General features: G+C 69.5%; 16 protein-coding genes. 5 read left to right on the forward strand and 11 right to left on the reverse strand.

The features are described 5' to 3' along the window. Window positions 1-10: 10 nt before the first annotated feature. The 3 genes from H9L17_RS05685 to H9L17_RS05695 form a co-directional block, all read right to left on the reverse strand. Window positions 11-9355 carry a DUF7507 domain-containing protein gene (locus H9L17_RS05685; RefSeq protein WP_187571370.1) on the reverse strand — a complete coding sequence of 3115 codons (9345 nt, stop codon included), beginning with the start codon at window positions 9353-9355 and terminating at the stop codon, window positions 11-13. A gap of 118 nt (window positions 9356-9473) precedes the next feature. Beyond that, window positions 9474-10061 (reverse strand): DUF3617 domain-containing protein, encoded by a 588-nt coding sequence (locus H9L17_RS05690; protein ID WP_187571371.1) that lies wholly within the window; start codon window positions 10059-10061, stop codon window positions 9474-9476. Between the two features lie 501 nt (window positions 10062-10562). Then, the gene (locus H9L17_RS05695) at window positions 10563-11240 is read right to left on the reverse strand and encodes a response regulator transcription factor (RefSeq protein ID WP_246455171.1); all 678 of its coding nucleotides are present in this window, start codon (window positions 11238-11240) and stop codon (window positions 10563-10565) included. Between the two features lie 175 nt (window positions 11241-11415). Here H9L17_RS05695 and H9L17_RS05700 point away from each other — a divergent pair, with 175 nt between their 5' ends. Next, on the forward strand, window positions 11416-12528 hold the full coding sequence (locus H9L17_RS05700) for a sensor histidine kinase (RefSeq protein WP_187571373.1): 1113 nt from the start codon (window positions 11416-11418) through the stop codon (window positions 12526-12528). Window position 12529: 1 nt separating this feature from the next. On the opposite strand, the gene H9L17_RS05705 is transcribed toward H9L17_RS05700, so the two are convergent. Next, window positions 12530-14914: a ligand-binding sensor domain-containing protein gene (locus H9L17_RS05705; RefSeq protein WP_187571374.1), complete on the reverse strand. Its 2385-nt coding sequence runs from the start codon at window positions 14912-14914 to the stop codon at window positions 12530-12532. Window positions 14915-15016: 102 nt separating this feature from the next. On the opposite strand from H9L17_RS05705, the gene H9L17_RS05710 reads away from it, so the two are divergent. Both H9L17_RS05710 and H9L17_RS05715 read left to right on the forward strand, forming a co-directional pair. Continuing rightward, the gene (locus H9L17_RS05710) at window positions 15017-16321 is read left to right on the forward strand and encodes a M20/M25/M40 family metallo-hydrolase (protein ID WP_187571375.1); all 1305 of its coding nucleotides are present in this window, start codon (window positions 15017-15019) and stop codon (window positions 16319-16321) included. 10 nt (window positions 16322-16331) lie between these two features. Continuing rightward, entirely contained in the window at window positions 16332-16598 is a 267-nt protein-coding gene (locus H9L17_RS05715; protein ID WP_187571376.1) for a GIY-YIG nuclease family protein, read from the forward strand. 196 nt (window positions 16599-16794) lie between these two features. On the opposite strand, the gene H9L17_RS05720 is transcribed toward H9L17_RS05715, so the two are convergent. Genes H9L17_RS05720 through rluD form a run of 4 tightly spaced genes read right to left on the reverse strand, consistent with a single transcriptional unit; the run spans window position 16795 to window position 19571 of the window. Next, window positions 16795-17220 (reverse strand): thiol-disulfide oxidoreductase DCC family protein, encoded by a 426-nt coding sequence (locus H9L17_RS05720; RefSeq protein WP_187571377.1) that lies wholly within the window; start codon window positions 17218-17220, stop codon window positions 16795-16797. Continuing rightward, window positions 17207-17764 carry a DUF4166 domain-containing protein gene (locus tag H9L17_RS05725; protein ID WP_246455172.1) on the reverse strand — a complete coding sequence of 186 codons (558 nt, stop codon included), beginning with the start codon at window positions 17762-17764 and terminating at the stop codon, window positions 17207-17209. The genes H9L17_RS05720 and H9L17_RS05725 overlap by 14 nt, the downstream gene beginning before the upstream one ends. Continuing rightward, a complete protein-coding gene (gene pgeF, locus H9L17_RS05730) occupies window positions 17761-18594 on the reverse strand; it encodes a peptidoglycan editing factor PgeF (protein WP_187571379.1) in 834 nt (277 codons plus the stop codon). Before pgeF ends, H9L17_RS05725 begins: the two co-directional genes overlap by 4 nt. Then, window positions 18591-19571, reverse strand: a complete 981-nt coding sequence (gene rluD, locus H9L17_RS05735; RefSeq protein ID WP_187571380.1) for a 23S rRNA pseudouridine(1911/1915/1917) synthase RluD — start codon at window positions 19569-19571, stop codon at window positions 18591-18593. The genes pgeF and rluD overlap by 4 nt, the downstream gene beginning before the upstream one ends. Window positions 19572-19676: 105 nt before the next feature. Here rluD and H9L17_RS05740 point away from each other — a divergent pair, with 105 nt between their 5' ends. Further along, the gene (locus H9L17_RS05740; RefSeq protein WP_187571381.1) at window positions 19677-20516 is read left to right on the forward strand and encodes an outer membrane protein assembly factor BamD; all 840 of its coding nucleotides are present in this window, start codon (window positions 19677-19679) and stop codon (window positions 20514-20516) included. Between the two features lie 63 nt (window positions 20517-20579). Here H9L17_RS05740 and H9L17_RS05745 read toward each other — a convergent pair whose 3' ends face one another. The 3 genes from H9L17_RS05745 to H9L17_RS05755 are packed head-to-tail and all read right to left on the reverse strand — an operon-like array spanning window position 20580 to window position 22804. Beyond that, window positions 20580-22190 (reverse strand): NAD+ synthase, encoded by a 1611-nt coding sequence (locus H9L17_RS05745; protein WP_187571382.1) that lies wholly within the window; start codon window positions 22188-22190, stop codon window positions 20580-20582. A 24-nt stretch (window positions 22191-22214) separates the two neighbouring features. Continuing rightward, window positions 22215-22529, reverse strand: a complete 315-nt coding sequence (locus H9L17_RS05750) for a CcdB family protein (RefSeq protein WP_187571383.1) — start codon at window positions 22527-22529, stop codon at window positions 22215-22217. Then, complete coding sequence (locus H9L17_RS05755; RefSeq protein ID WP_187571384.1) at window positions 22526-22804, reverse strand: type II toxin-antitoxin system CcdA family antitoxin; 279 nt, start codon at window positions 22802-22804, stop codon at window positions 22526-22528. The genes H9L17_RS05750 and H9L17_RS05755 overlap by 4 nt, the downstream gene beginning before the upstream one ends. A 184-nt stretch (window positions 22805-22988) precedes the next feature. Here H9L17_RS05755 and ppa point away from each other — a divergent pair, with 184 nt between their 5' ends. Continuing rightward, window positions 22989-23537, forward strand: coding sequence for an inorganic diphosphatase (ppa, locus tag H9L17_RS05760; RefSeq protein ID WP_187571385.1), 549 nt, complete (start codon window positions 22989-22991; stop codon window positions 23535-23537). Window positions 23538-23575 lie beyond the last annotated feature (38 nt).

The raw sequence follows: 23575 nt of genomic DNA on the forward strand, positions 1-23575 counted from the left end.
ACCGTTCCCCTCAGCGGCTCTTCAGGCCGACCGGGGCCGTCGGGTCATCGTTGATTTCCACCCGCAGCCGGCTGCGCGCCTCCGCGCCCAGCCTGGCCGCGATGGCCTCGTACACCGCCTTGGCCCGGCGCAGGCCCAGCGCCACGTTGTAGGCGTCCGACCCGCGGCGGTCGGCATGGCCGATCACGCCCACCACGCCGCCACCCAGCTTCTCGATGTCGGCGGCGATCTTCTCGATCACCGGCGCGAACTCGGGCTTGATCGCCGACTTGTCGGTGTCGAACAGCACCGTACCCAGCACCGGCGACTCGCCCAGCGACAGCAGCGTGCTGCGCGGGTCGGCCAGGTCGGTGCGCAGGCTGACCGTGGTCGCCTGCGCCAGTTCCGGATCGAGCTTCGCCAGCAGCGCCTCGCGCACCGCCTTCGCGCGGTCGTAGGCCAAGGCCTCGCGCTCGCCGTTGGCGGAGATCACGACTTCGCCGGCGCCGTGTTCGCGGATCTGCGCGGCCATCTTCTCGACGACCGGCAGGTACTCGCTGCGCAGGCTGGCGCTCTCGGGATCGAACAGCACCTCGCCCAGCTCCAGCTCGACCGGCTGCGTGCCGCCTTCGATCAGCCCGGCCGGCAGCTTCACGCCGAAGTCGAAGCGCACCGGCAGGCCCGGGGTGACCCGGCGCAGGCGCGGGTTCTCGGTGGTGAACACGCTGCCCGGCGGCAGGGTGGCGGGGTCGGCCTTCAGGATGAAGTTCCGGCCACGCTCCCAGCGCCCGCCGTCGATGCCGGTCAGGTGGTAGCGGCCGAACTGGTCGGTCTCCACCAGCAAGCCTTCCACCGAGGCGATGCGCACGCCCGGGATGCCGCGCTCGTCGACGCCCGCGTTCTCGATCACGTAGTCCACGCGGTAGCCGTCGGCCACCTGGCTGACCGTGCGCGACACCGTCGGCGCGGCGGCGGTCAGGCCCTTGGCGGCCTGGCCCGCGCGCTCCGTCGTGGTGTTGCCGGCGGCGTCCATGCGCACCGTCACGCCTTCGTCGCTGGTCAGCACGAAGTCGCCGGTGAAGTCCAGCGCGGACAGCGTCTGGCTGACCACCACGCGGTGCTTCGCGGCCGGATCGGCCTCCGACTCGCGCCCGGCGATCGCGCCGAGGGCGATGCCGTGCAGCAGCGGCGCGCTGGCGTCGGCTTCCGGCTGCGCGCCGTTGCCGCGGTCCACCGTGGTCGAGCCGGCCACGTAGGCGCCCGGCGCGAAGCCGCCCTGCACCTTCACCCCGCCCAGCGCGGCGCTGTCCTGCCAGCCGTCGCCGTCGCGGTCGTCGAACACCGTGCCCACGATCAGCGATTCGTCCAGCATCGGATCGGCGCTCAGCTGCACGCTGGCCGTGGCCACGTTCGACACCGTCTCGCCGCCGTCGCGCATCAGCGCGCTGTTGGTGTGGATGCCGGCGCGCACGCCCGCGCCCACGCGCAGCAGGTAGGTGACCATCGCGGTCTGGCCCGCCGGCAGGTCGATGTTGGCGATGGTGATCGGGTGGATGCCGGTCAACTGGCCCGCCTTGTCGGCATCGTCCACCGCCAGCGAACCGTCGACGTAGCTGAAGCCCGCCGGCGGCGTATCGACGATGGTGCCGCCGACCAGCGGCGTGGTGCCGGTGTTCTGGATCGCCAGCGTGTAGCGCACCAGGTCGCCCACCTTCACGTCGTACGGGGTCGCCGACTTGACGATGCGGATCTGCATCGGGTCGGGTTCGACCATCACCACCGCGTTGCCGAGCGCGGTGACGCTGAACGACACGCTGCCTCCCGTCGTCGCGATGCCGGTGGCCACCACCTTGTTGTCCAGGCTGCCGCCGGTGCGGTTGGCGTCCTCCACCGTCACCGTGTGGGTATAGGTGGCGCAGGTCGCGGTCTGGCCCGGAGCCAGCGTGGTCGGCGTGCAGGCTAGCGTGGTCGGGGCATAGCCGTCCATGGTGTCCTCCACCGCCACGTCGTTGAGGGTCACGTCGCCGGTGTTGGTCACCGTCACCGCGTAGGTGATGACGTCGCCGATGTTGGCCTTGCCCGGCGTGGCGTTGTCCACGGTCAGGGTCGCCGTCTTGGCGGTGGCGATGGCCGGATGCTGCGCGATCGGCGTGTCCACTTCATGCGGCTCGCTGGTGACCGGCGTCGGCGTCGGACCGCCCGGCACCGAAGGCGGCGTGCCGGTGGCGGTCGCCACGTTGTGCACGTTGCCCGCTTCGACGTCCGCGGCCGTCACCGTGTAGCTGCCGGTGCAGGTGGTCGAGGCGCCCGGAGCGAGCGTCGTGACCGGGCACACCGCCGGCGCGTCCAGCAATGCGTCGTTCACCACGATGCCGTCCAGGGTCACGTTGCCGGTGTTGGTCACCACGAACTGGTAGGCGATCACGCTGCCGGCCGTGTACGGACCCGTCGAGGTCACCGACTTCACCACCGACAGCGCCGGATGCTGTTCGGTCGGCGTGTCCACCGCGCTCGGCGGCGTGGTCACCGGGGCCGGCGGCACCGTGCTGCCCGGCGGGGTCGGCGGCGTACCGGTCGCGGTCGCGCTGTTGTGCACGTAGCCGGCGGCCACTTCCTGCGCGGTCACCGTGTGGTTGCCGGTGCAGATGGTCGTGTCGCCCGGGGCCAGCGTGGTCGCCGGGCACACCGCCGGCGCGTCCAGCAGCGCATCGTTGATCACGATGCCGCTCAGGATCACGTCGCCCGTGTTTTCCACGACGAACTGGTAGGCGATCACGCTGCCCACGCCGTACGGGCCGGCCGAGGTCACCGACTTCACCACCGTCATCGCGGGGTTCTGCGCGGTCGGCGTGTCCACCGTGCTCGGCGGCGTGGTCACCGGCGGCGGCGTCGGACCGCCCGGCGGGGTCGGCGGGGTGCCGGTCGCGGTCGCACTGTTGTGCACGTAGCCGGCGGCGACTTCCTGCGCGGTCACCGTGTGGCTACCGGTGCAGGTCGTCGAGGCGCCCGGAGCGAGCGTGGTCACCGGGCAGACGGCCGGCGCGTCCAGCAGCGCATCGTTCACCACGATGCCGGTCAGGGTCACGTCGCCGGTATTGGTCACCACGAACTGGTAGGCGATGACGCTGCCCACACCGTACGGGCCGGCCGAGGTCACCGACTTCACCACCGTCATCGCGGGGTTCTGCGCGGTCGGCGTATCCACTTCGCTCGGCGGCGTCGTCACCGGCGGCGGCGTCGGACCACCCGGCGGGGTCGGCGGCTGGCCGGTCGCGGTGGCGCTGTTGTGCACGAAGCCCGCGGCGACTTCCGTCGCGGTCACCGTGTGGCTGCCGGTGCAGGTCGTCGAGGCACCCGGAGCGAGCGTGGTCAGCGGGCAGACCGCCGGCGCGTCCAGCAGCGCATCGTTCACCACGATGCCGGTCAGGATCACGTCGCCGGTATTGGTCACCACGAACTGGTAGGCGATCTGGTCGCCCACGCCGTACGGGCCCGCCGAAGTCACCGACTTCACCACCGTCATCGCGGGGTTCTGCGCGGTCGGCGTGTCCACCGTCGTCGGCGGCGTGGTCACCGGCGGCGGGGTCGGGCCGCCCGGCGGGGTCGGCGGCTGGCCGGTCACCGTCGCACTGTTGTGCACGTTGCCCACGGCGACGTCCGCCGCGGTCACGGTGTGGCTGCCGGTGCAGGTGGTCGAGGCGCCAGGCGCCAACGTGGTCACCGGACACACGGCCGGCGCATCCAGCAGCGCATCGTTCACCACGATGCCGCTCAGGGTCACGTCGCCCGTGTTGGTTACCACGAACTGGTAGGCGATCTGGTCGCCCACGCCGTACGGGCCGGTCGAGGTCACCGACTTCACCGCCGTCATCGCGGGGTTCTGCGCGGTCGGCGTATCCACCGTGCTCGGCGGCGTCGTCACCGGCGGCGGCGTCGGGCCGCCCGGCGGTGTCGGCGGCTGGCCGGTCACCGTCGCGCTGTTGTGCACGTTGCCCGCGGCCACTTCCGTCGCGGTCACCATGTGGCTGCCCGTGCAGGTGGTCGTAGCGCCCGGAGCGAGCGTCGTCAGCGGGCACACCGCCGGCGCGTCCAGCTGCGCGTCGTTCACCACGATGCCGCTCAGGATCACGTCGCCCGTGTTTTCCACGACGAACTGGTAGGCGATCACGCTGCCCACGCCGTACGGACCAGCCGAGGTCACCGACTTCACCACCGTCATCGCCGGGTTCTGCGTAGTCGGCGTATCCACCGTGCTCGGCGGCGTCGTCACCGGCGGCGGCGTCGGGCCACCCGGCGGGGTCGGCGGCTGGCCGGTCACCGTCGCACTGTTGTGCACGTAACCGACGGCCACTTCCGCAGCCGTGATCGTATGACTGCCAGTGCATGTGGTCGAGGCACTCGGCGCCAGCGTGGTTACGGGGCACACGGCCGCCGCATCCAGCTGTGCATCGTTCACCACGATGCTCGTCAGCGTCACGTCACCGGTGTTGGTCACCACGAACTGGTAGGCGATCTGATCGCCCACGCCGTGCGGACCGGTCGAGGTCGCCGACTTCACCACCGTCATCGCCGGGTTCTGCGCGGTCGGCGTGTCGGTGGCGCTCGGCGTACTGGTCACCGGGGTCGGCACCGGACCATTCGGCACTGCAGGCGGCGTACCCGTCGCGGTGGCACTGTTATGCACGTTGCCTGCGGCGACTTCCGTCGCCGTCACGGTGTGGTTGCCGGTGCAGGTCGTCGAGGTGGCAGGCGCCAGCGTGGTCATCGGGCATACGGCCGCCGCATCCAGCTGCGCATCGTTCACCACGATGCCCGTCAGCGTCACGTCGCCGGTGTTGGTCACCACGAACTGGTAGGCGATCTGATCGCCCGCACCGTACGGGCCTGCTGACGTCACGGACTTGACAATGCCCAGCGACGGATTCTGCGCGGTAGCGGTATCCACTTCACTCGGCGGCGTCGTCACCTGCGGCGGCGTCGGACCACCCGGAGGCGTCGGCGGCTGACCGGTCGCGGTCGCACTGTTGTGCACGAAACCCGCAGCCACTTCCGCCGCGGTCACGGTGTGACTGCCCGTGCAGGTGGTCGTAGCGCCTGGGGCGAGCGTCGTCAGCGGACACACCGCCGGCGCGTTCAGCTGCACGTCGTTCACTACGATGCCCGTCAGCGTCACGTCGCCCGTATTGGTCACCACGAACTGGTAGGCGATCTGATCGCCCGCACCGTACGGGCCGGCCGAGGTCACCGACTTCACCGCCGTCATCGCCGGGTTCTGCGTAGTCGGCGTATCCACTGTGCTCGGCGGCGTCGTCACCGGCGGCGGCGTCGGGCCACCCGGCGGGGTCGGCGGCTGGCCGGTCACCGTCGCGCTGTTGTGCACGTTGCCCGCGGCCACTTCCGCCGCGGTCACGGTGTGACTGCCCGTGCAGGTGGTCGTGTCGCCCGGATTGAGCGTCGTCAGCGGACAGACCGCCGGCGCGTTCAGCTGCGTATCGTTCACTACGATGCCCGTCAGGGTCACGTCGCCCGTGTTGGTCACCACGAACTGGTAGGCAATCACGCTGCCGACGGTGTACGGGCCGGCCGAGGTCACCGACTTCACCGCCGTCATCGCCGGGTTCTGCGCAGTCGGCGTGTCCACCGTGCTCGGCGGGGTCGTCACCGGCGGCGGCGTCGGGCCACCCGGCGGGGTCGGCGGCTGGCCGGTCACCGTCGCGCTGTTGTGCACGTTGCCCGCAGCCACTTCCGCCGCGGTCACGGTGTGACTGCCCGTGCAGGTGGTTATGTCGCCCGGATTAAGCGTCGTCAGCGGACAGACCGCCGGCGCGTTCAGCTGCGCATCGTTCACTACGATGCCCGTCAGGGTCACGTCGCCCGTGTTGGTCACCACGAACTGGTAGGCAATCACGCTGCCGACGGTGTACGGGCCGGCCGAGGTCACCGACTTCACCGCCGTCATCGCCGGGTTCTGCGCAGTCGGCGTGTCCACCGTGCTCGGCGGGGTCGTCACCGGCGGCGGCGTCGGGCCACCCGGCGGGGTCGGCGGCTGGCCGGTCACCGTCGCGCTGTTGTGCACGTTGCCCGCAGCCACTTCCGCCGCGGTCACGGTGTGACTGCCCGTGCAGGTGGTTGTGTCGCCCGGATTAAGCGTCGTCAGCGGACAGACCGCCGGCGCGTTCAGCTGCGCATCGTTCACTACGATGCCCGTCAGGGTCACGTCGCCCGTGTTGGTCACCACGAACTGGTAGGCAATCACGCTGCCGACGGTGTACGGGCCGGCCGAGGTCACCGACTTCACCGCCGTCATCGCCGGGTTCTGCGCAGTCGGCGTATCCACCGTGCTCGGCGGGGTCGTCACCGGCGGCGGCGTCGGGCCACCCGGCGGGGTCGGCGGCTGGCCGGTCACCGTCGCGCTGTTGTGCACGTTGCCCGCAGCCACTTCCGCCGCGGTCACGGTGTGACTGCCCGTGCAGGTGGTTATGTCGCCCGGATTAAGCGTCGTCAGCGGACAGACCGCCGGCGCGTTCAGCTGCGCATCGTTCACTACGATGCCCGTCAGGGTCACGTCGCCCGTGTTGGTCACCACGAACTGGTAGGCAATCACGCTGCCGACGGTGTACGGGCCGGCCGAGGTCACCGACTTCACCGCCGTCATCGCCGGGTTCTGCGCAGTCGGCGTATCCACCGTGCTCGGCGGGGTCGTCACCGGCGGCGGCGTCGGGCCACCCGGCGGGGTCGGCGGCTGGCCGGTCACCGTCGCGCTGTTGTGCACGTTGCCCGCAGCCACTTCTGCCGCGGTCACGGTGTGACTGCCCGTGCAGGTGGTTGTGTCGCCCGGATTAAGCGTCGTCAGCGGACAGACCGCCGGCGCGTTCAGCTGCGCATCGTTCACTACGATGCCCGTCAGGGTCACGTCGCCCGTGTTGGTCACCACGAACTGGTAGGCAATCACGCTGCCGACGGTGTACGGGCCGGCCGAGGTCACCGACTTCACCGCCGTCATCGCCGGGTTCTGCGCAGTCGGCGTGTCCACCGTACTCGGCGGACTGCTGACTGCCGGGCCACTGGGCGGTGTACCGGATGCCGTGGCACTGTTGTGCACATTGCCCACGGCGACTTCCGCCGCGGTCACGGTGTGGCTGCCAGTACAGGTCGTCGACGCACCCGGCGCCAACGTGGTCACCGGACAGTTGGCCGGCGCATCCAGCTGCGCATCATTCACCACGATGCCGGTGAGAACCACGTTGCCGGTGTTCTCGACCACGAAGCCATAGGCAATGGCGTTGCCCAGGGTATACGGGCCGGTCGAGGTGACACTCTTGGTTACCGTAAGCTTGGGATCCGGGGTCGAGAACGTCACATGGAACGCGCAGTCCTCCGTCACCGGGCTGACGCTGTAGGTGTAGTTGCCGCCAACGGGACCGGTCAGCGTGCCGGGGCAGGTGTTCGCGCCGCCGGGCGTGGTGATCACCGGCACCTGGCCCGGCGTGCCGGGGGTGATGGTGAAGCTGGTGCCCTGGCCGTCCTCGACCGTCTGCGGAGTATTGGGAGTGATGGTGCCGCCCACGATGGAAGGCGTTACCGTCCAGACCTTGGCGAACACCGCCGTGACGGAGAGATCGACCGTGCCCATCTTCACGTAGCACTGGTTGCCGGTGATGGTGGTGCAGTCGCCGGTCCAGTTCTTGAAGATGGAACCCGGATCGGCCACCGCCGTCAGGTAGGCCTCCTGGTCCTTGCCGAGAAGCTGGCTGTTGCAAGGCGCTCCGCCGGGCGAGGCGCAGGCCAAGGTGGCGGGAACCGCATTGACGCGTCCCGTGCCCGAGCCGGTGGTATTGACCGTCAGGGTGTGCTGTTCCGCGCTGACCGGCGTGCTCAAGCCGTCGGTGTTGTTCGACGACACGCTGTCCGAGGTTCCAGCAGGCGGGGCGACTTTGACCACGGTGACGACCGGCGTGCCCGCCGCCGTCGCGGTGATGCCGGAGACGGTATAGATCAGACTTTGGTTCAACGGCAGATTGCCGGTGGTCGTGATCGGTCCGGTGCCACTCGCGACGCCGCAGACTGCGGTGCTTCCCGGCGCCGGGGCGCAGGTCCATGCAGCCGTGCCGCTCACGCCCGTCAGCGTCTGGGTGATGATCGCGCCGGTGACGTCGATCGGACCGTTGTTGGTCACTGTCACCGTATAGGCAACCGCTCCGCCCACCACATAGGACGGCACGCCGCCGTTGCTGACGGTGATGCCGAGGTCCACCGTGGGCGTGGCGCTGGGCAGAATGATGGTCTTGACCAATGGCCCGATGAACGGACTGACTGTGCTCGCACGGATGTCGTAGTCGCCGTTGTTGATGACGTTGTTGGGCGACGTGGTGGCCGCGCCGGCCGGAACCGTGAAGGTGACCTGGAAATTGCCGCCGTCGCCGTCGTTCAGATTGCCCACCGGACAATCGATGTAATCCGCGCGCGGCGAGGTGCCCGTATGGATGCCCGTGCATCCGGGCGGCCAGGAGCCCGGCACGAAGGTGAGATGCAATCCGTTCTCGGTAATCGGCGCGGCCAGGCGCACCCACGAGTCAATGGCGAACACGCCACTGTTGTTGATGTAGTTGTAGGTGTAGGTGATCTGCTCGCTGGGCTTGGTGATGGCCGGCCCGGTGGCGTAGACGCTCAGGCCGGGCATCTTGGAGCCGAACACGTCAACGTAGACCTGACCGGTGTGATCCGCGGCGCCCTGGGCGCAGTTGGAGACGTAGATCTTCAGCAATACCTGATCGCCCACGTCCAGCAATCCATTGCCGGGAGAAATGTCGAACCCCTGCCAATTGGTGTACTGGTAGTTGCCCACGCTCTGCCAGGGAATGCCCGGCTGGTTCGAATAGTTGAAGGTGTTGAAGAGCGTGCTGTTGCCCTTGGTCTGGTTGATCACCTCGACATAGAAGAAGGGCTGCTGGTTCGCGGGATGGCTCGGATTGTTCAATAGAGGCGCCATCGCGAAGCGGATGTGCACCTTGCCATCCACCGGATCGACATCGGACAGGGCCATGGTGGCCACCTGCTCGATCGAGGTGCCCTTGAGGCCGCCGTTGCCGCCGATCAGCGCCGACGCGTTTCCGGAGAACGGATATTTCAGGTTGCCGTTGGTGTTCGGCGCCGTGCCCGGGCTGGTCAGCACCGAGCTGCGGAAGCCGGTGCCGTTGCCTCCGTTCGAGACCGTGCCCGTCGCCGTCAGGCCCAGCTGCGAGCTGCTCGTGACCGGCATCGTCGAATTGCCGCGGTTGTAATCGCGCAACGTCCAACTGGAGAAGCTCCCGGTTTCGAAACCGCCGTTCTGGATCTGCGCCTGCGCCACCGGAGCGACCAGCAACAGGGCAAGCACGGCTCCGCCACACAGGCGATTCCGGATATCCGTGCGCAGATTGCGCAATGCCTCGGCAATTCGCATGACCCACCTTGTCCCGATTGCAGACGAACGAGAAACCTTCATGGACATATCCTCAATGGGCGTGCTTTTCCGCACGTCCGATGTCATCGACCACATTCACCTTGATTCCGTTGGGGAGCGTCATGTCGCCCGGGCGCTGGCCCGGCTTGCAGCTCCCCAACCAGCGCCCCTGGAAATCGACGGATCCGGTGTTCCCCATCGGGGCTCCCGGGTATTCGACCTTGTAGGTACCGCTGTAAATCGATTGCAGATCGCCCCGCAACTGCACATTCATGACGACGCGCTGGTCATGCACCCTGCACGCCCCGGCGATGTCGTAGCCGCCTTGACCCTTGCGCTTCGCGACCTTGAACTGACTGCAGTTTTCCTGTCCCGGCAGGATGGACAGCAGCATCACCCGCTCCGCCTTGACATTGGTGCATTGCTGCACTGTTTGCGGCGGTTGCCGCATTCCGCCCATGCCCCGCGGCGCATGCGCCTGCACAGTCACTTCCCAGAGCCCGGCCTTGCGCACCGGCAGGCTGGCGCGCGGATCGGCGTGTCCTGCATCCGCGGCCTTCTTCGCGCCTTGCGCGGCGGCGGACAGGCTCGCGGCGAGCAACAGACCCACGGCAACGCAGCAGCGGACGGCAAACGCCATCCGCACTCCTGCATTTCCAGCGCGCGCTGCAATTCCGAAACTTGCCACGACCCCGAGATTCCCCTGTCGAGCGGCTGACCGCTCCTCCACTGTGCGATGCCCGGTCAGGCACCACTTCGCTCATGCACATCCGCTCAGCCCCTGTCGTCCCTGCGCCATAGTCCGGAAACCGGAACGGCGCCAAAGCAGGATCGAGATCAGGGTCTTGCTGCAAATGTTACTTCAATCACGCTTCCTGAAATGCCCCTTGACTTCGCTTTTCTGATTCACTAGCCCTTCGATGCCCATATCTGACGCAATGCGTCAGTCGCACCCGAGCAGCCGCCCGCCAGCAACTCCGAAACGCCAGGACGGACGCGCGCCGATGCGTTCGGTGCTGCGGAATCACGCCTGGAACCCCTGATTGCAGGCGGCAATGTAGAGAGCAAGGGGCATGCAATGCACGCACGCAAGCTCACCTCATATGCAATGAAAGGTGAAATTCGGTGAAGTTGGAGCGAGTCAAGGCAGGAACAGATGCCCTACGCCGCGCACGGTGACGAGCGGCAGTTCCTCGCCGGCCAGCGTTTGCACCTTGCGCCGCAGCCGATGCACCAGCATCTCGAGCCGGTGCGGATCGAAGTCGTCGTCGTTGCCGCACAGGTGCTGGAGGATCGTCTCCTTTTCCACCGCCGTCCCTGCGGAATCGGCCAGCAGCGTCAACAGCAGGCGCTCGCCCTTGGAGAGCGCGACCTGGCTGCCCGACGGCGACACCAGCTGCCAGCCCTGCTGCTCCAGACGCCAGCCGGACGAGGCGTGCGGCGCCGGCTCCACGGTCGAAGCGTCGGGCGCCATGCGACGCAGGACGCTGCGCAACGTCGCGGCCAGCACGTTCACGCCTATCGGCTTCGCAAGATAGGCATCCGCGCCGCCGTCCAGGCCGCGCACCCGGTCCTCTTCATCGGCGCGCCCGGTCAGCATGACGATGCCGACGCCGCCCAGTTCGCGCAGGTGGCGCACCACCGCGAAACCGCTTTCGTCCGGCAGGCCGATGTCCACCACGAACATGCCGTAGGACCGCAGGTTCAGCGCGCGATACAACGCCATCGCACTATCGACGCCATCCGCATCGAACCCTTCGCCCCGCAGTCCGGGCACGAGGATGCGATCGCGCAATTCGTCGTCGTCCTCGACGACCATGACGGAGGGTCTACCAGTGTTTGTCTGCATGCGGACCGGGGGGAGTGAGCGACAAGCGACATGCGCATTCTAGTTTTTTTGCGACGCCGGGCACATTCCACTTTTTCATGCCCGCCAGGTGGCCGGGAAAGCAGGAGCGGTACAGAGATCCCGGCCGCCGCGCGATACTCGCGCCATGTCGCTGCCCCGCAAGCTCGCCGTCCTGCTGACCGCCTTCGGGCTGTGCCTGCTCGCGCTCAGCCATTACCACTACGGGCTGGCGGCGCAGCAGGGGCTGCTGATCGGCATCGTGCCGCTGCTGTTCGCGGGCCTGCTGCTGGGCCGCACGGGGCTGTGGGCGACGGCCGCGGCCTACTTCGCGGTCCTGCTGATCGGTGCCTGGGCCGACCAGCGCCACGGCGTCGCCGATGCGTCCACCTGGACCGAAGCGCTGTCCAACCTGCTGCAGCCGGTCATGGGCTGCGCGATCGTGGCGCTGATCCTGGACCGGCTGATCCTGAAATCCGACGCCAGCCGACGGCGCAGCCACGATCTGGCGCTGCTGTGCCGGCAGCTGGAAGTGGAAATGCAGGAGAAGGAACGCTCGCAGGCGCAGCTGGTCCATTCGCAGCGCATGGACGCGCTGGGCAAGCTGGCCGGCAACGTCGCCCACGATTTCAATAATCTGCTCAGCGTGATCCTGGGCTACGCCACCCAGCGCGACGGCGGCGACGCGGCCGGACGCATGGCGGGGATCGCCGCCGCCACCCAGCGCGGCAAGCAGATGACCGACAAGCTGATGACGCTGGCGCGGGCGACGCCGCCGCGGCGCGAGACCTTCGACGTCAACGATGCCGTCGCCGAACTGCTGCCGATGATCGAATCGATGTTCGGCAAGCGCATCCGCGTGGTCGCGACGCTTTGCCGGCAGGCCGCGTGGATCCACATGGATCTGGCCGAGTTCGAGGCCGGCGTGCTCAACATCGCCAAGAACGCCGGCGACGCGATGACGGGCGAAGGCACGTTCTGCATCGAAACCGAGATCGCCGACGGCGACGTCCTCCTGCGCCTCGCCGACGACGGCTGCGGCATGCCGCCCGGTGTCGTCGCGCGCATCTTCGACCCCTTCTTCACCACCAAGCCGGCGAAGCAGGGCACCGGCATCGGCCTGTCCGTGGTCTACCGCACCGTCACCGAATCCGGCGGCCGCGTCGACGTGGACAGCGCGCCGGGGCAAGGCACCTGCTTCACCCTGCGCCTGCCGCTGCGCGCGGCGCCGACCGCCGCGATGAAGGCATCGACGCTCTGACTCAATCGTCCCGCGCCGCATCGGGCTGGCGCAGGCGCGCCAGCAATGCGTCGTCCACGTCGGGCACCGCGCGCTCGCGCGTCATCCACAGCAGGGCCAGCAGGCTTGCGAGACTCACCGCCATCCACACCCACTGGTATCGGTACCAGGGCCGCGGGCGATCCAGGCGCAGCGTCGCGGATGGCGACCACGCGCCACCCAGCTCGCGCGCCTGCACCTCGAACGCCAGCCGTCCCCACGGTACCGACGGCAGCAGCAGGCTGCGGTTGTCGCCGGCGTCGATCCAGCCGCTCTCGTCGCCGAGACCAGTGACGCGGTAGCGGAAGCGGACCTTGTCGGGGTTGAGCAGGTCGATCGCGCCGTAGCGGATTTCCAGGTTCGCGGCGTTGACGCCGAGCGCGACGGGCCGCGACACGTCCAGCGCGACTTGCGACACCGCCGCATGGTCGATGTAGGCGGCAGGCACGGCGCTGCCCATCCAGCCGCGCAGCCGCGCCGGCGTCACCCGCGCGAAGCCGGTCATCATCGCGAACCACAGGTGCCCCGCGCCGTCGTCCGCGCAGGGCGGCACCGGGCTGCCGTTGAGTTCGGACGGATCCAGCCCGTCGTCGACGGTCAGAGTGCGCATGAGCGGACCGTCGGCGCCGATGTCGCGATCGAGCAGCAGGCCGATGCCGCGGTTGCCGGCCAGCCACAGCCGGCCGTCGGCGCCCGGCAGGATGCAGGACACGGTGTCGTCGAACAGGCCGTTCGCCTCGGTGTACTGGCGCACCCTGCCGCGCTCGATGCGGATCAGCCCGTAGCCGTAGCTGCCGATCCACAGCACGCCGTCGGCATCCTCGTGGAGCGCGCGGAAGAAGCGTCCGCTGATGCCCTGCGCGGGCGTCCAGCGCTCGACCACGGCGCCGCCGGCCACCCGGAACGCGCCGCGGTCGCCCACCACCCAGACGCCGCCGGCGCGCGCGTCGAGAATGCGCTTCACCTCCATGCCGGCGAGCTCGGGAACGTGTTCGACCACTTCCACCGTGCCGTCGTCGGCGAAGCGCAGGCGGCCGACGAAGCGCAGGTTCGCCGTCCAGAAGCTGCCGTCCCGCATCTTCCAGATGCCGACCTGGCTCGACTGCGGCCACGTCGCCACGCGCTCGACGCGCCCGCCGGCCAGGCGCGCCAGGCTGCCGCCCGAGGTGCCGATCCACAGCGTGCCGGTGGCCGCATCGTGTAGCAGGCTGTGGATGCAGCCTTCGCCGACGCTCGCCTCGACCGGCCAGGCGGTCTGCCGGCCCTTGGCATCGAGGTGCCACAGCGACATGCAGCTCATCGCCAGCCACATCCCGCCGGCGCCGTCCGCGGCGAGCACGCGGCCCGGCGCGTCGGGCACCGCCGTCGAACGCAGCAGGTCCACCCGCGAATCCCGCAGCAGCCACAGGCCCTTGCCGGGCGTGCCGATCCACAGCGCCCCGTCCGCGTCGGCGACAAGGCTGATCGCGTGCAGCCGCTCCGCGCCTTCCAGCGGCGTCTCGACGCCGTCGCGCGCGAGCCGGCGCGTGCCTTCGATGTCGTCGGACACGTAGAGGCCGCCGGCGCCGTCGGACAGCACCCGGGCCACCCGGCCCAGATTGCCGCGCATGGCGGTCCAGCGCCCGCTGTCGAGGTCGAGGCGATACAGCGCGCTGCCGTCCAGCGTCATCCAGGCGGCGTTGCCGTCGCCGACCATCGAGCCGACCCAGCGATGCCCGTCCGGCAGCGGCACCGGCTCGAAGCCCGCCCCCGCGTAGCGCAGCAATCCCGACAGGCCGCCCACCAGCACCTGCCTGCCGATGCGCGCGCTGAGACTGTATTCGCCTTCGATCACCGCCGAGTCCACTTCCCGCAGGCGGTCCGGGTCGATGCGGACGATGCCGCTCGACGTCAGCGCCCAGACGTCGCGGCCGTCCGTCGAGAACACGCGATGGACCAGGCAGCGCCCGCCGCAGACCGGCAGCTGGCGGAAGCGGCCGCGCTCGTAGACGCTGATGCCGGCATCCTCGGTGCCGATCCACAGCCGCAGCCTCGCGTCCTCGTACAGCGACACGATGCGCCGGCTCGGCGGCCCGCCGTCGCCGCCATCGGAACGGAAAGTGCGGAACTCGTGCCCGTCGAACCGGACCAGCCCGCCGAACGTGCTGATCCACAGGAACCCGTCGTGCGTGCGCAGCAGCGTGTTGGCGCTGACCTGCGGCAGGCCGTCGGCCGCGCCGTAGTGGCGCAGCACCGGCGGCGAATGCAGGGCGAGCGCGTCCTCCGGCGCTCGCGCGGCATCGGCCGCCGGCACCGGCGGCGCGGCCAGCAGCCACGCCAGCGACACGATCCATCCGAGGAAAGCAGGCGCCCCGCGCATTGCCGTCATGTCCTTCCCTGCACGCCCAACCGGATCCAGCATGCCATCGCGGCGTTCCGGCGCCGCGCCGGCTGCGCTATGGTCGCGCCATCCTCGCACGCTCTTACGCCGATGCCCCGACTCGCCGCCCTCGCCTGCGCCCTGCTGCTTGCCCTGCCCGCCGCCGCGCAGCCGGCGCTGGCGCCGACCGAGCAGCGCATCGCCGCGGCGGTCGATGCGCGCAACGAAGACGCCGTCGCCCTACTCGGCCGGCTGGTGGAACGCAACAGCGGCACCTATCACCACGCCGGCGTGGAAGCGGTGGCGGCGATGCTGCGGCCCGAGTTCGAGACGCTGGGCTTCGCGGTTGAATGGAAACCGATGACGCATGCCGGCCGCGCCGGCCATCTGATCGCCACCCACGCGGGCAACGGCAAGGGCAAGCGGATGCTACTGATCGGACACCTCGACACCGTGTTCGAGCCGGACAGCGCCTTCACCGGATTCCGCATCGAAGGCAACCGCGCCATCGGCCCCGGCGTCGGCGACGACAAGGGCGGCGTGGCGGTGATGCTGCTGGCGCTGCGCGCGCTGCACGACGCCGGCGCATTGCGCGACGCCGACGTCGTCGTGGTGCTGACCGGCGACGAGGAGGACGTGGGCCAGCCGGTGGCGCAGGCGCGCGCCGACCTGATCGCCGCCGGCAAGCGCGCCGACGTGGCGCTGGATTTCGAGAACCTCTCGCATGCCGACGGTCGCGACATGGGCTCGATCGCGCGACGCTCCTCGAACACCTGGACGCTGACCGTGCGCGGCGAGACAGGCCACAGCTCCGGCATCTTCTCCGAATCGATGGGCGACGGCGCGGCATTCGAACTGGCGCGCATCCTGGCCGCGTTCCGCACGGAGCTGCCGGAGCCGAACCTGACCTTCAACGTCGGCCTGCTCGGCGGCGGCGAACAGGCCGCGTTCGACGCCGGCAGGACCCGGCTCAGCGCCAGCGGCAAGGACAACATCGTGCCGCCCGTCGCGCTGGCGCGCGGCGACTTCCGCACGCTGAGCGCGGAGCAGACGAAACGCGTCGGCGAGAAGATGCGCGCGATCGTGTCCCGCCATCTGCCGCGCACCGACGCGACGCTGGAGATCGAGGAGAACTACCCGCCGATGGCGCCCACCGCCGGCAACCGCGCGCTGCTGGCGAAGCTCAACGCCGTGAACCGCGACCTCGGCCTGGCGGAGATGGGCGAACTCGATCCGCTCGCGCGCGGCGCCGGCGACATTTCCTTCGTCGCCGCCGACGTGGACGGGCTGGTCGGCATGGGCGCGTCCGGCGGCAACAGCCATGCCGATGGCGAGTACGTCGAACTGGATTCGCTGCCGCGCCAGGCCAGGCGCGCCGCGCTGCTGATGCATCGGCTGGCGCAAGCGCCGCGATGAGCGCAGAGCGATGAGCGACGGCTGGCACCTCTACCTGCTGCGCTGCCGCGACGGCAGCCTGTACGCCGGCATCGCCACCAACGTCGAACGCCGCTTCCGCCAGCACGCGACCGGCAAGGGCGCGAAGTACACCCGCTCGCATCCGCCGGAATGCGTGCTCGGCAGCCGCGCCTATCCGGATCGCGGCAGCGCGCTGCGCGCCGAGTGCGCGCTCAAGCGCCAGCCGAAGGCGCGCAAGCTGGCGTGGCTGCTGGCCGAGGCGGATGCGGCGACGTAGCGGTCAGTCGGGAAAGGGCTCAAAGATTGCCGTCGTTCCCGCGTTGCTGCTGACAGACGTATGTCTGTCCAAAGCGGGCCGCTTCCGACAGACGCATGTCTGTCCAATCCATGGACTTTGGATTTCAACGGGCTAACGTCCATGGATCCCCGCTTTCGCGGGGATGACAAGCAAAAGCGGAAGTGTTCGGAAGCGTCTAGAGAAAGCGCTGCCGATGTTCGGGCGCAGGCAGCGCGCAGGCGTCGTGCCGGCCGAACCAGCGGTAGCGGTTGCGCGCCAGCCAGCGGTACGCCGCATCGCGCAGCCCGCGCGGCAGCAGCGCGATCGCGTGCGCGAGCTTCCAACCGCCGCCCAGGCCGACCAGCACGCGACGGATCGCATCGGTATCGGTGGAGGCGCGCGGCGTCGGGCCGGCGTCGTATTCCAGCAGCAGGAAGGACGCCGGATCGTCGGGATCGAGCCCGTGCCGCGCGAGCAGCGCGCGGCCGGATTCGGACTGCATCGCGGCGAAGCGGTAACGGCCGGTGCGGTCGTGCCGCAGCAGGAAATCGACCCAGCCGTTGCAGAGCACGCACACGCCATCGAAGACGATGACGGCTCGGCCAGCGTCAGCGCTCGGCATCGTCCACCGGCAGCAACCAGCCTTCGTAGCGGACGACCAGCCCGATCAGCGGCAGGCTCGCTTCGACCAGGAATTCGTAGCGACCGTCGTGTTCGCGCTCGCGGCAGCGCACGCCATCGAACCAGCCGGCCGGCAGCGGCAGCAGCCCGAACGCACGCACGCCGGCCACCTGCCACCACAGCGCATCAAAGCCCGGATGCAGGTGGTAGCGGAACTGCAGCGGCCCCAGCCGTTCGCGCAGCAGCCCGCCCCTGAACGCCAGCCGCGTCTGCATGCGCGTGCCGCCGAAATCGCGGCGCCAGGTTTCGCGCTTCGAATCGGCGACGAACTCCACGGTGAGCGGCACGTCCCGCATCGGCTTCGGCAGCCCGGCGATGCGCGCGCACAGCCGCGCCAGCGGATTGCGGCCGCGCTCGACGGCGGCGACGCCGGCAAAACGCGCCGTGCCGCGCACCGCGTGCAGGCGGCGCACGGCTTCGGGCAGGTTGTAGAAGGCCGCGCCCAGCGCCTGCTGGAACAGCGTCGCCTGCGGCGCGTTGTTCAAGGCGCGATCCATGCGAGCGTGGCGATGCGGCCGCTGCGACCGTCGCGGCGATGCGAGAAGAACCGCGCCGGATCGGAGATCGTGCACAGGCCGCCGCCGTGCACGTCGAACACGCCCGCATCGAGCAGGCGCTGCCGCGCCAGCGTGTACAGGTCCACCTTCCAATGACCGGGCCGCGTGGGCAGGAAGGCCATCCGCGCGCGTCCGTCGCGGGCGGTGAAGGCGTCGAAGACCTCCTCGCCGATTTCATACGCCTGCGGCCCGGCCGCGGGGCCGAGCCAGGCCATCAATCGATCCGGCGGCGTGCGCATCGCCGCCACCGTGGCTTCCAGCACGCCGGCGCACAGGCTGCGCCAGCCGGCGTGCGCGGCGGCGATTTCGGAGCCGTCCTTCGCCGCCAACACCACCGGCAGGCAGTCGGCGGTGAGGATGGCGAGGACGGTGCCGAGCGTGGACGTGACGGCGGCATCGGCTTCTGGCTCCTCGCTTTCTCCTCCCCTTTCGCGCAGCGAAGGGGGAAGTCGGGAGGGGGTCGCTTCCGCTTGTTGTGCCGATGACAGGCCCTCCCCTTCGCTGCGCGAAAGGGAGGGAGCGAAGCGGGCCACCTCGACGCCGTGCATCTGCCGCAGCCAGCGCGGCGCAGACGGCAGCGCCAGCGCGGCTTCCAGCTGCCGGCGGTTTTCGGCCACGGCTTCGGCATCATCGCCGCAGCGCGAACCGAGATTGAACGTGTCGAACGGCGGCTGCGACATGCCCAAACCGAAGCGCGTCGTGGTCAGCGCGCGGACGCCGGGCGGCGCGGGCCAGTCGGCGCCGAGGAAGGCGCTCATCGCCGCGCGCGCTCGGCTTCCGCGTGCGCCGCGGCGTCCTCGCGCAGCAGGCGCATCAGCCGCTGCATGTCCTCGGGCACCGGCGCTTCGCAGCGCACCGGATCAAAGGTGACGGGATGCGCGAACTCCAGCACTTCCGCGTGCAGCGCCTGCCGCTTGAAGCCGCGCAGCGCCACGATCAGTTCCTCCGACGCGCCCTTCGGCAGCTTCAGCGACCCGCCGTACAGCGGGTCGCCGACGATCGGATGCTTCAGGTGCGCCATGTGCACGCGGATCTGGTGGGTGCGGCCGGTTTCCAGCCGGCACTCCAGTGCGGTGTGGGCGCGGAAGCGCTCGCGCAGGCGGTAATGCGTCACCGCGTCCTTGCCGTCCTCGCGCACGGCCATGCGCAGGCGGTCGCGCGGGTGGCGGTCGATCGCCGCATTGGCAGTGCCGCCGGAGACCAGCGCGCCCACCACCACCGCCAGGTACTGGCGGTGCACTTCGCGCGCGGACAGCTGCGCCACCAGCGCGGTATGCGCCTGCAGGGTGCGGGCGACGACCATCACGCCGCTGGTGTCCTTGTCGAGGCGGTGGACGATGCCGGCGCGCGGCAGCTTGTCGAGGTCCGGGTCGCGGTGCAGCAGCGCGTTCACCAGCGTGCCGGCCGGATTGCCCGCGCCCGGATGCACCACCAGCCCGGCCGGCTTGTCGATGACGAAGACGTGCTCGTCCTCGTACAGGACGTCCAGCGGGATGTCCTCGGCGACGGCGTGCGTCTGCACCTCCTCCACCGCGTCCAGGGCGATGGTCTCGCCGCCGCGCACCGGGTCGCGCGGGCGGGCGGACTCGCCGTCCACGGTCACGTCGCCGGACTTGATCCAGGCCGACAGCCGCGAACGTGAATACTCGGGGAAAAGCTCGGCCAGCACCGCATCCAGCCGGCGGCCGGCGCAGGTGTCGGGAACGAGGGCGGTGCGGGATCCGGTCTGGGGCATGAAAGTTCCGTAAGCCGCCGGCAACGGCGGGAAGCGCCCGGGCTTGATCGCGGCCGGGGGCTGGTATTATCCAGCGTTCATGCCCCCGGCGCCCGTTCGATGCCCATGACCCAGCGTTCCGCCCTGCTGCGCCCCGTCCTCGTGCTCATGCTCGTCCTTGCCGCCAGCGGCTGCGCGAGCATCAAGAACAAGTTCAAGGACAAGGACAAGAACGAAGGCCTGCCGGTCAGCGAACTGTACGACCGCGCCCACGGCTACATGGAGAAGGGCCGCTGGAGCAACGCGGGCGAGGTGTTCGGCCGCCTGATCGCGCAGTACCCCTACGGCCCGTACACCGAGCAGGCGCTGATGGAGCAGGCCTACGCCGAATACAAGGCCGGCAAGCACGAAGACGCGATCTCCAGCATCGACCGCTTCATCCGCACCTATCCGACCCACCGCAACATCGCCTACCTCTACTACCTGCGCGGCCTGTCCAACATGGCCCGCAACACGGTGTTCATGGCGCGCGCGTTCAATCTCGACACCAGCACCCGCGACCTGGCCGCGCCGCTGCAGGCGTACACCGACTTCAACACCGTCGCCACCCGCTACCCCAACAGCCGCTACACCGGCGACGCCCGCCAGCGCATGGTGTTCCTGCGCAACGAGTTCGCCCGCTTCGAGCTGAACACCGGCCTGTACTACCTGCGCCGCGGCGCCTGGGTGTCGGCCGCCGACCGCGCCACCTACCTGCTGGAAACCTATCCGCAGAGCCAATACCAGAACGACGCGGTGGCGCTGCTGGGCGAGGCCTACACCCGCATGGGCAACACCGCACTGGCGGCGGACGCCCGCCGCGTGCTGGAGCAGAACGACCCGCAGCACCCGTGGCTGGCCGGCCACTGGCCGAAGGATCCGAGCGTGTTCAAGCGCCTGAATCCGTTCACCGGCGAATCGCGCTGATCCTCGCCCGAACGCGGATAAAGGAAGGCCGGCGGAAACGCCGGCCTTCTTCGTTTCGATGCCTCAATCGCGCCAGCCGCTGGTGACCGGGTAGCGCCGCTCGCGCCCGAACGCGCGCCTGCTGACCTTGGGCCCCGGCGCGGCCTGGTGGCGCTTCCACTCGCCGATCCGCACCAGCCGCAGCACCCGGTCCACCACGGCGGGGTCGAAGCCGGCGGCCACGATCTCCGCGCGCGACTGCTCCTGGTCGACGTGGCGCAGCAGGATCGCGTCCAGCACGTCGTAGGGCGGCAGCGAATCCTGGTCGAGCTGGTTCTCGCGCAGCTCCGCCGACGGCGGCCGGTCGATCACCGCCTGCGGGATGATCCGGTCGCCCACCGTGTTGCGCCAGCGCGCAAGCGCGAACACCTCGGTCTTGTACAGGTCCTTGATCGGCGCATAGCCGCCGCACATGTCGCCGTAGATCGTCGCGTAGCCGACCGCGTATTCGCTCTTGTTGCCGGTGGTCAGCAGCAGCCCGCCGAACTTGTTGGACAGCGCCATCATCAGCGCGCCGCGGGTGCGCGATTGCAGATTCTCCTCGGCGGTGTCCACCGGCCTGCCGGCGAAAACCTCGGCCAGCGTGTCCAGATAGCCCTGGAACGGCTTTTCGATGGGCAGCGTCAGCAGCGTCACGCCCATCGCGTCGCACTGCTCCTGCGCCAGGTCGTTGGACAGGCCGGCGGTGTAGCGCGACGGCATCCGCACCGCGGTGACGTTCTCCGCGCCCAGCGCGTCGGCGGCGATCGCCAGCACCACCGACGAATCGATGCCGCCGGACAGCCCCAGCCACACCTTGTCGAAGCCGTTCTTGCGGCAGTAGTCGCGGGTGCCGCGCACCACCGCGCGCCAGGCCAGCGCGTCGCGGCTCTCGTCGCCGTCCACCGTCCACTGCAGCGGCGCGAAGCGGCGCGTGGCCGGATCGAACTGCACCACCAGCCACTGCTCGTCGAACGCCAGCGCCGCCGGATGCACCGTGCCGTCGCCGTCGGCCACCACCGAGGCGCCGTCGAATACCAGCGCGTCCTGCCCGCCGACCACGTTGAGGTAGGCGATGGCCGCGCCGGTTTCGCGCGCGCGCTCCGCCAGCAGCGCGTCGCGCTGCGCGTGCTTGTCGTGCTCGTAGGGCGAGGCGTTCGGCACCAGCACCAGCTGCGCGCCGGCGGCCACGGTCGAAGCGATGGGCTCGGCGAACCACAGGTCCTCGCAGATCACCAGCCCGACCGGCACGCCGCCGACCTCGAACACGCAGTCCTCGCGGTCCGGATCGACGTCGAAATAGCGGCGCTCGTCGAATACCGCGTAGTTCGGCAGCTCGCGCTTGCGGTAGGTCTGCTCGATGGCGCCGTCGCGCAGCACGCTGGCGGCGTTGTAGACCACGCTGCCGGCCGCCTGCGGCCAGCCGACCACGGCGACGATGCCGGTGGCCGCCTTCGCCACGTCGTTCATCGCCTCCTCGCACGCGCGCAGGAACGCCGGCCGGTACAGCAGGTCTTCCGGCGGGTAGCCGGACAGCGCCAGCTCGGGGAACAGCACGACGTCGGCGGCGTACTCGTCGCGCGCGAACGCGATCATGTCGGCGATGCGCCGCGCGTTCCCGGCCACGTCGCCGACCGGGAAATCGAATTGCGCCATCGCGATGCGGAGGGGGAAGTCATCTCAGATTCCGTGGGTGAGGAAGTCCAGCGCACTGACGATGGCTGTGCGCTCGGCGGACAAATCCGCCTCCTGCCGGCCCAGCATCTGGATCGGCACGTTGGTGATCTGCGCGGTGTCCATCGCCATCCGTCTGCCCGCAACGTCCAGCAACGGCATCAGATCCTTGATCAACGGCCCGGCCTGCTGGAGCGCGATCAGCGGCACGACCACTCGGGAATCCGCGATGCCGATCAGATCGCTCTGCACGTTCAGCCAATACGGGATGGCGCGCTTCGATGCCGCATCCTCATTCGCATAGACGCAGAACTGGCTCATGCCGTGGACGACGCCTTGAGCGCCGCCTTGAAGGCGCGCACCTGATCGCCGGCAAGCCCGTCGCGGGCGATCCGCGCGTTGTACGCCGCGATCGCCTCGCGGTTCTCCTCCAGCCATTGCTCGCGCCGGCGCGCGCGCACTTCCGCTTCCAGCGCGCGCTCCAGCGTGGCGGACAGGTTGATGTCCAGCGCCTTGGCGTCCTCCAGCAGGCGCTGGTTGACGCTGACGTTGGCGGCGCGCTTGCCGTAGGCGGCGTATTCATCCCGGATGCGCATGACATGTCCTCATCGAATGCGCATTCATCATGCGCATCTAGCTCCCACCCGTCAAGCGCACCGACGCCGCCGGACACGCGCGGGCGCATGGCGCCGCCCCGCTCCGCTAAAATGCGCGTTCTCTCCCCCATTCATCACCGCCGCGCCCCCTCCGGGTGCGGCCAGCACGTCGGAGCAATTCCCCATGGGTCTGGACCTCGTCCCCACCGGCAAGAACCCGCCGGACGAAATCAACGTCATCATCGAAATCCCGAAGGACGCCGAGCCGGTCAAGTACGAGGTGGACAAGGCCTCGGGCGCGATCTTCGTGGACCGCATCCTGTCCACCCCGATGCGCTATCCCTGCAACTACGGCTACGTGCCCTACACCGTCTGCGGCGACGGCGACCCCGCCGACGTGCTGGTGATCCTGCCGCTGCCGCTGGTGCCGGGTTCGGTGATCCGCTGCCGCCCGGTCGGCGTGCTGAAGATGAGCGACGAGGCCGGCAGCGACGAGAAGATCCTCGCCGTTCCGATCGACAAGGTATTCGCCGGCTACAGCCACATCGACGACATCGAAAAGGTCAGCAAGCACTGGCTGCAGCGCATCGGCCACTTCTTTGAGCACTACAAGGACCTCGAAGACGGCAAGTGGGTGAAGCTGGACGGCTGGGGCGGCGCCGCCGAAGCCAAGCAGATCCTGGTCGACGCGATGGCCCGCTACCAGGCGAGCGACGACAAGCCGAAATTCTGACGCCGCATCTGCAACCGCAGCACGAAAAAAAAACCGCC

Source organism: Thermomonas brevis (assembly GCF_014395425.1).
Classification (GTDB): Bacteria; Pseudomonadota; Gammaproteobacteria; order Xanthomonadales; family Xanthomonadaceae; genus Thermomonas; species Thermomonas brevis.

Coding starts and splice junctions, on each gene's coding strand:
- H9L17_RS05755 (WP_187571384.1), bottom strand. CDS start 22,804: ATGCGCATCCGGGATGAATACGCCGCCTACGGCAAGCGCGCCGCCAAC.
- H9L17_RS05690 (WP_187571371.1), bottom strand. CDS start 10,061: ATGGCGTTTGCCGTCCGCTGCTGCGTTGCCGTGGGTCTGTTGCTCGCC.
- H9L17_RS05740 (WP_187571381.1), top strand. CDS start 19,677: ATGACCCAGCGTTCCGCCCTGCTGCGCCCCGTCCTCGTGCTCATGCTC.
- H9L17_RS05700 (WP_187571373.1), top strand. CDS start 11,416: ATGTCGCTGCCCCGCAAGCTCGCCGTCCTGCTGACCGCCTTCGGGCTG.
- H9L17_RS05710 (WP_187571375.1), top strand. CDS start 15,017: ATGCCCCGACTCGCCGCCCTCGCCTGCGCCCTGCTGCTTGCCCTGCCC.
- H9L17_RS05745 (WP_187571382.1), bottom strand. CDS start 22,190: ATGGCGCAATTCGATTTCCCGGTCGGCGACGTGGCCGGGAACGCGCGG.
- H9L17_RS05715 (WP_187571376.1), top strand. CDS start 16,332: ATGAGCGACGGCTGGCACCTCTACCTGCTGCGCTGCCGCGACGGCAGC.
- pgeF (WP_187571379.1), bottom strand. CDS start 18,594: ATGAGCGCCTTCCTCGGCGCCGACTGGCCCGCGCCGCCCGGCGTCCGC.
- H9L17_RS05705 (WP_187571374.1), bottom strand. CDS start 14,914: ATGACGGCAATGCGCGGGGCGCCTGCTTTCCTCGGATGGATCGTGTCG.
- H9L17_RS05720 (WP_187571377.1), bottom strand. CDS start 17,220: ATGCCGAGCGCTGACGCTGGCCGAGCCGTCATCGTCTTCGATGGCGTG.
- rluD (WP_187571380.1), bottom strand. CDS start 19,571: ATGCCCCAGACCGGATCCCGCACCGCCCTCGTTCCCGACACCTGCGCC.
- H9L17_RS05695 (WP_246455171.1), bottom strand. CDS start 11,240: ATGGTCGTCGAGGACGACGACGAATTGCGCGATCGCATCCTCGTGCCC.
- ppa (WP_187571385.1), top strand. CDS start 22,989: ATGGGTCTGGACCTCGTCCCCACCGGCAAGAACCCGCCGGACGAAATC.
- H9L17_RS05750 (WP_187571383.1), bottom strand. CDS start 22,529: ATGAGCCAGTTCTGCGTCTATGCGAATGAGGATGCGGCATCGAAGCGC.